This is a genomic window from Salmonella sp. SJTUF15591 (genome assembly GCF_043356435.1).
GTDB classification, from domain to species: Bacteria; Pseudomonadota; Gammaproteobacteria; order Enterobacterales; family Enterobacteriaceae; genus Salmonella; species Salmonella enterica.
Map to the genome: position 1 here is coordinate 418,242 of NZ_JBEUJO010000001.1, position 12,410 is coordinate 430,651.

General features: G+C 49.6%; 10 protein-coding genes and 1 other RNA gene. 8 read left to right on the forward strand and 3 right to left on the reverse strand.

Annotation, left to right across the window (positions count from 1 at the left end; all coding sequences use genetic code 11):
• Window positions 1–11: 11 nt before the first annotated feature.
• The 3 genes from ABVM99_RS02045 to ABVM99_RS02055 all read right to left on the reverse strand — a co-directional run bounded on the left by ABVM99_RS02045 (window position 12) and on the right by ABVM99_RS02055 (window position 3,762).
• Window positions 12–200, reverse strand: a complete 189-nt coding sequence (locus ABVM99_RS02045) for a YdiH family protein (RefSeq protein ID WP_001537749.1) — start codon at window positions 198–200, stop codon at window positions 12–14.
• A 98-nt stretch (window positions 201–298) separates the two neighbouring features.
• Window positions 299–709, reverse strand: a complete 411-nt coding sequence (gene menI / locus ABVM99_RS02050) for a 1,4-dihydroxy-2-naphthoyl-CoA hydrolase (RefSeq protein WP_000637930.1) — start codon at window positions 707–709, stop codon at window positions 299–301.
• Window positions 706–3,762, reverse strand: coding sequence for an FAD-binding and (Fe-S)-binding domain-containing protein (locus ABVM99_RS02055; protein ID WP_000612922.1), 3,057 nt, complete (start codon window positions 3,760–3,762; stop codon window positions 706–708). The genes menI and ABVM99_RS02055 overlap by 4 nt, the downstream gene beginning before the upstream one ends.
• 264 nt (window positions 3,763–4,026) lie before the next feature.
• On the opposite strand from ABVM99_RS02055, the gene ydiK reads away from it, so the two are divergent.
• From ydiK to ABVM99_RS02095, 8 genes are all read left to right on the forward strand, one after another.
• Window positions 4,027–5,145, forward strand: a complete 1,119-nt coding sequence (gene ydiK / locus ABVM99_RS02060) for an AI-2E family transporter YdiK (RefSeq protein WP_000248615.1) — start codon at window positions 4,027–4,029, stop codon at window positions 5,143–5,145.
• Window positions 5,146–5,327: 182 nt separating this feature from the next.
• Window positions 5,328–5,435, forward strand: an RNA gene (gene rprA / locus ABVM99_RS02065) — antisense sRNA RprA.
• A gap of 167 nt (window positions 5,436–5,602) precedes the next feature.
• The gene (locus ABVM99_RS02070) at window positions 5,603–5,962 is read left to right on the forward strand and encodes a YdiL family protein (protein WP_000980451.1); all 360 of its coding nucleotides are present in this window, start codon (window positions 5,603–5,605) and stop codon (window positions 5,960–5,962) included.
• 140 nt (window positions 5,963–6,102) lie between these two features.
• Complete coding sequence (locus ABVM99_RS02075) at window positions 6,103–7,314, forward strand: MFS transporter (RefSeq protein WP_000797666.1); 1,212 nt, start codon at window positions 6,103–6,105, stop codon at window positions 7,312–7,314.
• Between the two features lie 363 nt (window positions 7,315–7,677).
• A complete protein-coding gene (locus tag ABVM99_RS02080; RefSeq protein ID WP_000081211.1) occupies window positions 7,678–8,913 on the forward strand; it encodes an MFS transporter in 1,236 nt (411 codons plus the stop codon).
• Window positions 8,914–8,979: 66 nt separating this feature from the next.
• Window positions 8,980–9,846 carry a quinate/shikimate dehydrogenase gene (gene ydiB, locus ABVM99_RS02085; protein ID WP_000383488.1) on the forward strand — a complete coding sequence of 289 codons (867 nt, stop codon included), beginning with the start codon at window positions 8,980–8,982 and terminating at the stop codon, window positions 9,844–9,846.
• Window positions 9,847–9,890: 44 nt separating this feature from the next.
• Window positions 9,891–10,649: a type I 3-dehydroquinate dehydratase gene (aroD, locus tag ABVM99_RS02090; RefSeq protein ID WP_000860224.1), complete on the forward strand. Its 759-nt coding sequence runs from the start codon at window positions 9,891–9,893 to the stop codon at window positions 10,647–10,649.
• 153 nt (window positions 10,650–10,802) lie between these two features.
• A complete protein-coding gene (locus ABVM99_RS02095; protein WP_000773598.1) occupies window positions 10,803–12,398 on the forward strand; it encodes an acyl CoA:acetate/3-ketoacid CoA transferase in 1,596 nt (531 codons plus the stop codon).
• Window positions 12,399–12,410: the final 12 nt, after the last annotated feature.

Below are 12,410 nucleotides of genomic sequence, written 5' to 3' on the forward strand. Positions count from 1 at the left end.
CACAGACTTTATTAATGCACGCCCAACCGCCAGGCGAAATAGATCTCTTCTTTCAGTTCGGTTGCAGAGAGGGTGAGGAGATCGGCAAACTCTAACTCCAGCTGTTTTAAACGCTTCAAATACTGCGCGGGAGAAAGTTCGGTTTTATCACGGCGTAAAAATTCAATCGCCAGTTGGGTTGGGTCTAAATCAGTAGACATATCATCCTCGCTTATGTGTAAACGTGCACAGTATATCACCTTTTTCTGCGCACATTTTGACCAAAAGCAATATGCATCACACTTTTATGGTGACAACGTCACACAATCGCCGTAGTAAGGCGCGAAGAACAGCACAGACGTCCCTGTTCATCAAAGATCTCTATCTGCCAGACCTGATGCCGAGCCCCGGTATGCAACGCTTTACAGACGCCTCGTACGCGCCCCTGACGCGCCGACCGTACATGGTTGGCATTCACCTCCAGCCCCACCACCTTTTGCTCCCCCTGCGTACACAGATAACCTGCGACCGAGCCGATACTTTCCGCCAGCACCACAGACGCTCCGCCATGCAGCAAGCCGAACGGCTGTTTGGTGCGATGATCGACGGGCATTGTCGCTTCCAGCGTATCGTCCCCAATACGCTCAAAGCGGATATCAAGCAGGCCAACCATATTCCCTTCCCCCATCGCATTAAGCGCATCGAGGGTCACTTCACGTTTCCAGATCAACCTATAATCTCCAGTAATGCCTGCAACGGGTGACGCACGCCCGTACCTTCAATGCGTTTAACCTGGCTTCGGCAGGAATAACCGGTTGCCAGGCAACGGTTTCGCGGTAAACGTTGCATCGCCTGATGCCAGGATAGCTCATAAATTCCCAGCGAATTTTTATGATTGGTGAGTTCATGTCCATAAGTGCCCGCCATACCGCAGCAGCCTACGCTGACATTTTCCAGCTTCGCGCCAAAATGGGCAAAGATGGCGGCCCACTGCGCAGGCGCGCCGGGTAAAGCCGTGACTTCCGTACAATGACCAAAAAAGTACCACGGTTCGCCGCTCACCTCGACGGACAGTCTTGCATTTATTTCCTGCGCCAGCCATTCATTCACCAGCAACACATGAAAATCGCCGCGCTGTTCGCCCAGCGCCAGTTTGTATTCGTCGCGATAACACAGAACCAGCGCCGGATCGACGCCCACCATCGGCATCCCCAACGCGGCGATCCGATTAAGGAACTCAGAGGTTTTTTTCGCCGTTTTCGCAAAGCGATTAAGAAAACCTTTAATATGCTGCGCCTTACCATTCGGCGAGAACGGTAACAATACCGGCCTCCTGCCCAGTTTTTCCGCCAGGCGGATAAAGTCCGCCACGACCCGGGCATCGTAGTAGCTGGTAAACGGGTCCTGAACCACCAGTACCGTTTTCGCTTTTTGCTCGGCGCTCATGCGCTCCAGTTGCTCAAGCGTCATATTGGCGGACGGATGGCCCACCAGTTGCTGTTGCAACGAAGGGGCAGAGAGCAGAGGTAAATCCACCATACCGATATGTTTTTTCGCCAGATTACGAACTACCGGTTGGTTAATAAAAAAGTTAAAGGTCTTTGGCGCACGCGCCATCAGCGGCGCGTAGGTCTCGACCGTCGCCACCAGATGATCGCGTACCGGACGCAGATAACGCGTATGGTAAAGCTGTAAGAAACGTGAACGAAACTCCGGAACATCGATTTTAATCGGACACTGGGTCGTACAGGCTTTACACGCCAGACAGCCGGACATGGCCTCTTTAACTTCATGGGAAAAGTCATACTCGCCTTTGCGTTTGTGCCAACTATTCCGGGTGCGGGCAATCAGCGTGCGTAAGCTGGCGCGTTTTTCCGGCAACTCCTTTTCCAGCTTCAGCGGATCGACGCCGCGATCGGCCAATAGACGGAGCCATTCCCGTACCAGCGTCGCCCGCCCTTTCGGCGAGTGGATCCGGTTAAGGCTAATTTTCATCGACGGGCACATCGGGCTTTTCGCATCGAAATTAAAGCACAGGCCGTTACCATTACACTCCATAGCGCCGCGCCAGGTCTGCCGTACCGCCAGCGGGATTTGCCGATCCCATGTGCCGCGTTTTACCGCATCCACCTTCATCATCGGCGCCTCTATCCCCTGCGGCGGACAGATTTTACCCGGGTTAAGTCGATTATGCGGATCAAAAGCCGCTTTTATTTTGCGCAGCTCGCCATACAGGACTTCGCCGAAAAAGGCCGGGCTGTATTCCGCACGAAAACCTTTTCCATGCTCGCCCCACAACAGCCCGCCGTATCTGGCGGTCAGCGCGACGACCTCATCGGAGATCTGTTTCATCAACAGTTCCTGCTGCGGATCGCACATATCCAGCGCCGGACGCACATGCAGCACCCCGGCATCCACGTGGCCGAACATGCCGTAACTTAAGCCATGACCATCCAGCAGGGCGCGAAATTCGGCGATGTAATCGGCCAGATGTTCAGGCGGCACGCAGGTATCTTCCGCAAAAGGAATCGGTTTGGCAGCGCCTTTCGCATTACCCAGCAGCCCTACCGCTTTTTTACGCATCGCGTAAATACGCTCAATACCCGTCAAATCGGTACAAAGTTGCCAGCCGATCACGCCCGCTTCCGCACGCGCCATCAGGCCATCCAGCCGGTGGCACAGCGCCTCGACCTGTCCGTCAATAAGCGCTTCATCGTCACCCGCGAATTCCACGATATTCAGGCCAAGCATCTCTTTATCCGGCACATCGGTAATCAATTCGCTAACGGAGTGCCAGACAATATCTTCCCGCGCGAGGTTAAGGACTTTGGAATCGACCGTCTCGACGGATAAGGCGCGCGCATCAACCATAAAAGGGGCGTTACGCAGCGCGGAATCAAAGGAGTCGTATTTTACATTCACCAGACGGCGGACTTTGGGTATTGGGGTAATATCCAGCCGGGCTTCAGTAATAAACGCCAGCGTCCCTTCCGACCCCGTTAAGATGCGGGTGAGATCGAAGCGGGTCATGTCATCGTTAAAGACGTGGCGTAAATCGTAGCCTGTCAGGAAGCGATTGAGCTTTGGAAAGCTATCGAGGATAAGTTGACGGTTTTCCAGGCAGGACTGATAGACGGTCTGATAGATGCGGCCTGGCGTCGTCGTGTTTTCACCCAGCGTCCGGGCAAGCTCTACGGGCATCGATTGCGTGTCAAGGATATCGCCCCCCAACAATACGGCCCGTATGCCTAAGACGTGATCTGACGTTTTTCCATAGACCAGCGAACCCTGACCAGAGGCATCGGTATTAATCATACCGCCAAGCGTGGCGCGATTACTGGTGGAAAGTTCCGGCGCAAAAAAATAGCCATACGGCTTTAACGCTTGATTAAGCTGATCTTTTATCACTCCCGCCTCTACCCGCACCCATCCCTCTTCAGGATTAATTTCAATAATGCGGTTCATATAGCGGGACATATCAACAATAATGCCCTGGTTTAGCGCCTGGCCATTCGTGCCAGTACCGCCGCCTCGAGGGGTAAATATCAGCGACGTAAAGCGCGGCTCCGCCGCCAGACGGGCAAGAAGCGCGACATCCGCCGTAGAACGGGGAAACACAACAGCATCGGGAAGAAGCTGGTAGATACTGTTGTCGGTCGACATTGTCAGACGGTCGGCATAGCTGGTTGCCGTATCGCCCGTAAACCCTTGCTGCTCCAGCGCCTGCAAAAAATTGAGCACCAGCTGAACGACGCCGGGTGCCTGAGAAATTTGTGGAATCATTATATTGACCTTTTCCTGCGGTCTATGTTGTGAACGGTGGCGCCCAACCCGGCGAGCGCGAGCGGTCTACGCACAGGAAGGGATGCTTAATCGTTTGCGTGTTGCGTTATTTGTTGTATCACATTTTTTTCCTGTGCGCCCAACAGAATTACATGCAGAATCGGCCTGTTAAAAACCGCTGAAATTGCTCATCATTATAGGGTGTGGTTTGCATGTTCACGTCGCGCCAACGTTCTGGCGCAAAGACAAAGGTGAAAAGTATTTATGGTAAATGTTCGTCAGCCCAGGGATATTGCGCAAGTGCTGCTATCGGTGCTGTTTTTAGCCATCATGATTGTGGCCTGTTTGTGGATAGTACAGCCTTTTATTTTGGGGTTTGCATGGGCAGGTACGATTGTTATCGCGACCTGGCCCGTTTTGCTGAAATTACAAAAAATATTGTGGGGCCGCCGCTCGCTTGCCGTATTGGTCATGACGCTGCTGTTAGTGCTGCTCTTCGTTATTCCCGTCGCCTTGCTGGTGAACAGCATTGTCGATGGTAGCGGCCCGCTCATCCATGCAGTGACCGGCGGCGATATGACGCTACCCGATCTGGCATGGTTAAATAATATTCCGTTAGTTGGCGCCAAACTGTATGCCGGATGGCATAGCCTGCTGGATATGGGCGGTAGCGCTATTATGGCGAAAGTGCGGCCTTATATCGGCACAACCACGACCTGGTTTGTCGGTCAGGCGGCGCATATCGGACGCTTTATGATGCACTGCGCCCTGATGCTGTTGTTTAGCGCCCTGCTTTACTGGCGCGGCGAACAAGTGGCGATGGGAATACGCCATTTTGCCTGTCGTCTCGCGGCTAAACGCGGCGATGCGGCGGTTCTGCTGGCTGCCCAGGCGATCCGCGCCGTGGCGCTTGGCGTGGTGGTCACCGCGCTGGTACAGGCGGTACTTGGCGGCGTCGGGCTGGCGATTTCCGGCGTGCCTTACGCTACTCTGTTGACGGTAGTGATGATCCTTTCGTGTCTGGTTCAGTTGGGGCCGTTGCCGGTATTGATTCCAGCCATTATCTGGCTTTACTGGACAGGCGACACCACCTGGGGCACCGTGCTGCTGGTTTGGAGCGCCGTCGTCGGCACTCTGGATAACGTGATTCGCCCGGTACTCATCCGCATGGGCGCCGATTTACCGCTGCTTCTGATCCTTTCCGGGGTAATCGGCGGCCTGATTGCATTCGGTATGATTGGTCTGTTTATTGGACCGGTGCTTCTGGCCGTGACCTGGCGTTTGTTCTCCGCATGGGTACATGAAGTTCCGGCGCCGACGAATGAACCAGAGGAGATCCTTGAAGAGTTGGATGATATCGAGGAAGCCAACAAGCAGTCATAATCCCGTCGGGCGGCATTGCCGCCCGATGCTTTAGCGACGTTTATCAATTCAACGCACACCCCATTTTGATTCGCCGGTCTGTTCCCCGCCGCATCTCATTTCTGTCGCAAATCCGTTACAGTTTTTAAACTATTGAGACGAATCTGATCGACGCAAAAAGTGCTCATGCCTACTATTAGCACACGGTTATAAATCAACACATTGATTTATAAGCATGGAAATCCCCTGAGTGAAACAACGAATTGCTGTGTGTAGTCTTTGCCCGTCTCCTACGATGGGCTTTTTTTTTAACTTTTTTCGCTGCATTGTTACATAAGCCAGCTCCCGTTTCCCTTCAACACCGCGATATCTGCAACGAACAAATAATATTGCACAAAATAGTGTGATTCTGTTCAAGTCGAAACGGTGTCGGTGGTGCTATTTATAGCATCACTTTTTTCATATAAAAGCCTAAAAAATGATGAACGCGTTAGAACTACAAGCACTACGGCGTATTTTTGATATGACGATTGAAGAATGCACAATCTATATCACCCAGGATAATAATTCGGCAACCTGGCAACGATGGGAAGCTGGCGACATACCCATCTCTCCAGAAATCATTGCCAGGCTAAAGGAAATGAAAGCCAAGAGACAGCGACGAATTAACGCCATTGTTGACAAAATAAATAACCGCATCGGCAATAATACAATGCGTTACTTCCCTGATTTATCTTCTTTTCAGTCCATTTATACAGAGGGGGATTTTATCGAGTGGAAAATTTATCAATCTGTTGCTGCCGAACTTTTCGCACATGATCTGGAGCGGCTGTGTTAGACGTAAACTTTATCGCCGCATCGTATTGATACCGGATAGAAAACCACACAATCACGACATTGACTTGTCACCCTATCCAATATGCTTCCTGCCTGTGTATACCACTGTAACGTTCAGGCGGCATCTCTGAGTCAGATAATATGAAAAATCGTTATTTCCCTACCGCTGTAGGGTTGTATTTTAATTACTTTGTACATGGCATGGGGGTTATCCTGATGAGCCTGAACATGTCATCGCTTGAACAGCAATGGCATACCAGTGCCGCAGGCGTATCTATTGTGATCTCTTCGCTTGGTATTGGCCGGCTAAGCGTTTTGTTAATCGCCGGTATGCTTTCCGATCGCTTTGGTCGCCGTCCTTTTATCATTCTGGGGACCGCCTGTTACCTGATTTTTTTCATTGGCATTCTTTATGCTCAGACGATTTTTGTCGCTTATGCCTGTGGCTTTTTAGCGGGTATGGCCAACAGTTTTTTAGATGCAGGTACCTATCCCAGTTTGATGGAAGCCTTCCCTCGCTCCCCCAGTACGGCAAATATTCTGATTAAAGCATTTGTCTCTGGCGGGCAATTCTTGTTGCCCATTATTATCAGTTTATTAGTCTGGGCTAATATGTGGTTTGGCTGGTCCTTCCTGCTTGCCGGGGCGATCATGCTTATTAATGCTCTGTTTTTATTACGCTGTCCTTTTCCACCCTATCCAGGTCGGATATTGAAACCCAAAATCTCGCAAGCGCCTGTCGCAGGCGTACATCATTGCTCCCTCATCGATCTTATCAGCTACACCCTTTATGGCTATATCTCGATGGCAACCTTTTACCTTATCAGCCAGTGGCTGGCGCAGTATGGACAGTTCGTCGCAGGAATGTCGTATACCCAATCCATCAAACTGTTAAGTATTTATACCTGCGGCTCGCTACTGTGTGTTTTTATAACCGCCCCGCTGGTCAGAAAAACAATTCGCTCTACCACATTATTGATGTTTTATACCTTTATCTCTTTTATTGCGCTTCTGACGGTCTGCCTGCATCCTCAGGCCTATGTTGTTATGATCTTCGCATTCGTCATTGGATTCTCTTCCGCCGGTGGCGTAGTACAAATCGGCCTGACGCTGATGGCGGCCCGTTTTCCACAGGAGAAAGGTAAAGCGACCGGCATTTATTACAGCGCCGGCAGTATCGCGACGTTCACTATTCCGTTGATCACAGCGCGGATTTCAGAAATGAGCATTGCACATATTATGTGGTTTGATACCGGTATCGCCGCAGCGGGATTTCTCCTCGCGCTGTTCATCGGTTATCGAAGTCGGGCTGAATCACAACATCACGCTGAAGCAGCGTCAACTGCGCAATAAATGTTAGCGTGCCAACTGCAATATTATTGCCTTGCTATGCAAAATAAAACGTTAGCCATTATCACCTGGAAACAAAAAATGTAATTTTCGTGTTAATTATTATTCATTATCTTCACACTTATCAGAAAAATTGCGATGAGCATCACGAGTTATATGTGTTAAACAACAAATTCGCAGCAATTTTTATATTTCCTGGCTAACAAATGAAATGCTATCAATGCAATAAACCTGGCATTTTAAACGCCATGTTATGTACATATAACGACAGTACCGACTTATAGTGTTACTGAACGATCGCTGCATGTAGTAAAGCAGTAATAAGCAGGACATTGAATCAAACCATCAGCAAGGAGCTGTGAACAAATGTCTCAGAACAAGGCTCGCAACATGCCATATTTGCTGGCTGTTATCTGCATTTATTTTAGTTACTTTCTCCACGGCATGAGTGTTATTACACTAGCCCAGAACATGACCTCCCTTGCACAGAAATTCTCCACGGATAGTGCCGGTATCGCCTATTTAATCTCTGGCATTGGTCTTGGCCGTCTGGTCAGTATTTTATTCTTTGGCGTACTGTCCGATAAATTTGGCCGTCGGGCAATAATACTGCTTGGCGCCGTACTATATATGCTGTTTTTCTTCGGTATTCCCGCCAGTCCTAACCTGATGATCGCTTTCATATTAGCGGTGTGTGTCGGCGTGGCGAACTCCGCGCTGGATACCGGCGGATACCCTGCATTAATGGAGTGTTTTCCCAAAGCATCGGGCTCGGCAGTTATTCTGGTTAAAGCGATGGTCTCTTTTGGGCAAATGATTTATCCCCTTATTGTCAGCGCCTTGTTAGTCAACCATATCTGGTACGGCTACGCGGTGGTAATCCCCGGTATCCTTTTCGTCCTCATCACGTTGATGCTGTTGAAAAGCCGTTTTCCCAGCCAACTTGTCGATGCCAGTATTGCGAAAGAATTACCCCAGATGAACAGTACTCCCCTCGTCTGGCTGGAAGGCGTAGCTTCCGTTTTATTTGGCGTCGCCGCGTTCTCAACCTTCTATGTGATTGTGGTCTGGATGCCTAAATATGCGATGGCCTTCGCCGGAATGGCGGAATCCGACGCGCTGAAAACCATCTCTTATTACAGTATGGGATCGTTGGTTTGCGTGTTTATTTTTGCCGCATTGCTGAAAAAAATGGTTCGCCCTATCTGGGCCAATGTTTTCAATGCCGGGCTGGCGACACTCACCGCTGCGGCAATTTACCTGTATCCCTCTCCACTGATCTGTAATGCTGGCGCCTTCGTGATTGGTTTTTCCGCTGCTGGAGGTATTTTACAATTAGGTGTATCGGTAATGTCGGAATTTTTCCCTAAGAGTAAAGCTAAAGTCACCAGTATATATATGATGATGGGGGGCGTTGCTAACTTTCTTATCCCACTGATTACCGGTTATCTCTCTACTATTGGCCTGCAATATATCATTTTGTTAGATTTTGCCTTTGCACTACTGACATTTATCACCGCCATTATTGTATTTATTCGCTATTATCGCGTATTTAAGATCCCGCAAAACGATGTCCGATTTGGCGAGCGTTATTTCCAGTAAAAATGTTAACGATGCGCAACAGGCATGCGCCCTGCTCTGCACTGTCCACTTATTAAGGAGTATAAAATGGATGTTACCGCAAAATATGAATTAATTGGTCTTATGGCGTATCCTATCCGTCATAGCTTATCGCCCGAAATGCAAAACAAAGCGTTAGAAAAAGCGGGGCTACCGTATACCTATATGGCTTTCGAAGTGGATAACACGACGTTTGCCAGCGCCATTGAAGGACTGAAAGCATTAAAAATGCGCGGTACGGGCGTCTCCATGCCAAACAAACAGCTCGCGTGTGAGTATGTCGATGAATTAACGCCAGCAGCAAAACTGGTTGGCGCTATCAACACCATTGTTAACGATGACGGCTATCTACGCGGCTACAACACGGATGGTACGGGCCATATTCGGGCAATTAAAGAAAGCGGTTTCGATATTCGGGGAAAAACCATGGTGCTGCTCGGCGCGGGAGGCGCGGCTACCGCCATTGGCGCCCAGGCAGCCATTGAAGGCATTAAGGAAATTAAACTGTTTAACCGTAAAGATGACTTTTTCGAAAAAGCGGTTGCCTTTGCGAAGCGGGTGAATGAAAACACCGATTGCGTCGTTACCGTCACCGATCTTGCCGATCAGCACGCTTTTACTGAAGCGCTTGCCAGCGCAGATATTCTGACGAACGGCACCAAAGTTGGCATGAAACCATTGGAGAACGAATCCCTGATCGGCGATGTTTCCCTGCTCCGCCCTGAATTGCTGGTCACCGAATGTGTTTATAATCCGCATATGACAAAGTTATTGCAGCAGGCGCAACAAGCTGGTTGCAAAACAATTGATGGTTACGGCATGTTGTTATGGCAAGGAGCCGAACAGTTTGAACTGTGGACAGGAAAAGCATTTCCATTGGACTATGTGAAGCAGGTGATGGGATTCACAGCCTGACCGGTAAAATTATAATTGCGACGAATGACAATGAAGGGTACCAAATGAAAACCGTAACTGTAAGAGATCTCGTGGTTGGCGAAGGCGCGCCAAAGATCATTGTGTCGCTAATGGGAAAAACCATTACCGATGTGAAATCGGAAGCACTCGCCTACCGTGAAGCGGATTTCGATATTCTGGAGTGGCGCGTTGACCATTTTGCCAACGTGACAACGGCGGAAAGCGTACTTGAGGCCGCCGGTGCCATCCGGGAGATTATTACCGATAAACCCTTGCTATTTACCTTCCGCAGCGCGAAAGAAGGCGGCGAACAGGCGCTAACCACCGGACAGTATATCGCTCTGAATCGTGCAGCGGTTGACAGCGGTCTGGTCGATATGATCGATCTTGAGCTTTTTACCGGCGACGATGAGGTGAAAGCCACCGTCGGCTATGCTCATCAACACAATGTTGCGGTGATCATGTCTAACCATGATTTTCATAAAACGCCCGCAGCGGAAGAGATTGTTCAGCGTCTGCGTAAAATGCAGGAACTGGGCGCCGATATTCCGAAGATCGCCGTCATGCCGCAGACTAAAGCCGATGTCCTGACCTTACTTACCGCCACTGTAGAAATGCAGGAGCGCTATGCGGATCGTCCCATTATTACCATGTCGATGTCGAAAACCGGGGTAATATCTCGTCTTGCCGGCGAAGTGTTCGGTTCTGCAGCAACGTTTGGCGCGGTGAAAAAAGCATCTGCGCCGGGACAAATATCGGTAGCCGATCTGCGTACCGTATTAACTATATTGCACCAGGCGTAATACTTTATCGTGTGGCGGAATATTCTCTTTCTGCCACAATAAAATAAATAGTTATCTGATATGAATATGTTCCATATTCATTGAAAGCCGCTGTCTTTATTACCTTAACACGGTTATATCGATATTGCTTTCAGGGATAATAGTGGAGTAAATATGAAACTCAATAAGCCATCACGCATTAATGGCCGCGTTCCCGTGCTCTCTGCACAAGAAGCAGTAAATTATATTCCAGATGAGGCCACTTTATGTATTCTGGGCGCTGGCGGCGGTATTCTCGAAGCGACAACATTAATTACCGCACTGGCAGATAAATATCAAACAACCCAGTCACCACGAGATTTATCTATTATTAGCCCTACCGGATTAGGTGACCGCGCCGATCGCGGCATCAGCCCGCTGGCGCAGGAGGGATTGGTAAAATGGGCGCTATGCGGACATTGGGGGCAATCTCCCCGTATTTCTGAACTGGCTGAACAAAATAAAATCGCCGCCTATAACTACCCACAAGGCGTATTAACCCAGACGCTGCGCGCCAGCGCCGCACACCAGCCGGGTATTCTGAGCGATATCGGTATTGGTACCTTTGTCGACCCTCGCCAACAGGGCGGAAAATTAAACGACGTGACTAAAGAAGATCTCATTAAGCTGGTAGAGATCGATAATAAAGAATATCTCTATTATAAAGCGATAGCGCCTAATGTGGCTTTTATCCGCGCCACCACCTGCGACAGCGAAGGCTATGCATCATTTGAAGATGAGGTGATGTATCTTGATGCGCTGGTGATCGCCCAGGCCGTTCACAATAATGGCGGTATTGTAATGATGCAGGTGCAGAAAATGGTAAAAAAAGCCACGCTGCATCCAAAATCCGTGCGTATTCCCGGCTATCTGGTGGATATTGTGGTTGTCGACGCCGACCAGACGCAACTGTATGGCGGCGCGCCGGTGAACCGATTTATCTCCGGGGATTTCACTCTTGATGATAGTACGCAGCTTACCCTACCCCTTAATCAGCGCAAGCTGGTAGCCCGACGCGCGCTGTTTGAAATGCGTAAAGGCGCGGTAGGCAATGTGGGCGTAGGCATTGCCGACGGTATTGGTCTGGTCGCTCGCGAGGAAGGCTGCGCCGATGACTTCGTGCTGACCGTGGAAACAGGCCCGGTGGGCGGTATTACCTCTCAGGGCGTGGCCTTCGGTGCCAATGTCAATACCCGCGCGATCCTTGATATGACCTCACAATTTGATTTTTATCACGGCGGTGGGCTCGATGTCTGCTATTTAAGTTTTGCCGAAGTGGATCAACACGGTAATGTCGGTGTACATAAATTCAACGGCAAAATTATGGGCACCGGCGGGTTTATCGATATTAGCGCAACGTCGCAAAAAATTATTTTCTGCGGAACTCTGACGGCCGGAAGTTTAAAAACTGAAATTACCGATGGCAAATTAAATATTCTGCAGGAAGGTCGCGTCAAAAAATTCGTCAGCGAACTGCCGGAAATTACGTTCAGTGGAAAAATTGCGCTTGAGCGCGGGTTAGATGTGCGTTACATCACTGAACGTGCGGTTTTCACTCTCAAACAAGATGGCCTGCATTTAATTGAAATTGCGCCTGGCGTCGATCTGCAACGGGATATTCTTGACAAGATGGATTTTTCACCGGTTATCTCACCAGATTTAAAACTGATGGACACAAGATTATTTACCGATAGCACTATGGGATTCACGCTTCCTGACGCAACACATTAAAAGGAGTACAAA

What these genes read in the sequence shown, in the direction of transcription:
- ABVM99_RS02045 (WP_001537749.1), bottom strand. Translation starts at nt 200, where the DNA reads ATGTCTACTGATTTAGACCCAACCCAACTGGCGATTGAATTTTTACGC.
- ABVM99_RS02055 (WP_000612922.1), bottom strand. Translation starts at nt 3,762, where the DNA reads ATGATTCCACAAATTTCTCAGGCACCCGGCGTCGTTCAGCTGGTGCTC.
- ydiK (WP_000248615.1), top strand. Translation starts at nt 4,027, where the DNA reads ATGGTAAATGTTCGTCAGCCCAGGGATATTGCGCAAGTGCTGCTATCG.
- ABVM99_RS02070 (WP_000980451.1), top strand. Translation starts at nt 5,603, where the DNA reads ATGATGAACGCGTTAGAACTACAAGCACTACGGCGTATTTTTGATATG.
- ABVM99_RS02075 (WP_000797666.1), top strand. Translation starts at nt 6,103, where the DNA reads ATGAAAAATCGTTATTTCCCTACCGCTGTAGGGTTGTATTTTAATTAC.
- ABVM99_RS02080 (WP_000081211.1), top strand. Translation starts at nt 7,678, where the DNA reads ATGTCTCAGAACAAGGCTCGCAACATGCCATATTTGCTGGCTGTTATC.
- ydiB (WP_000383488.1), top strand. Translation starts at nt 8,980, where the DNA reads ATGGATGTTACCGCAAAATATGAATTAATTGGTCTTATGGCGTATCCT.
- aroD (WP_000860224.1), top strand. Translation starts at nt 9,891, where the DNA reads ATGAAAACCGTAACTGTAAGAGATCTCGTGGTTGGCGAAGGCGCGCCA.
- ABVM99_RS02095 (WP_000773598.1), top strand. Translation starts at nt 10,803, where the DNA reads ATGAAACTCAATAAGCCATCACGCATTAATGGCCGCGTTCCCGTGCTC.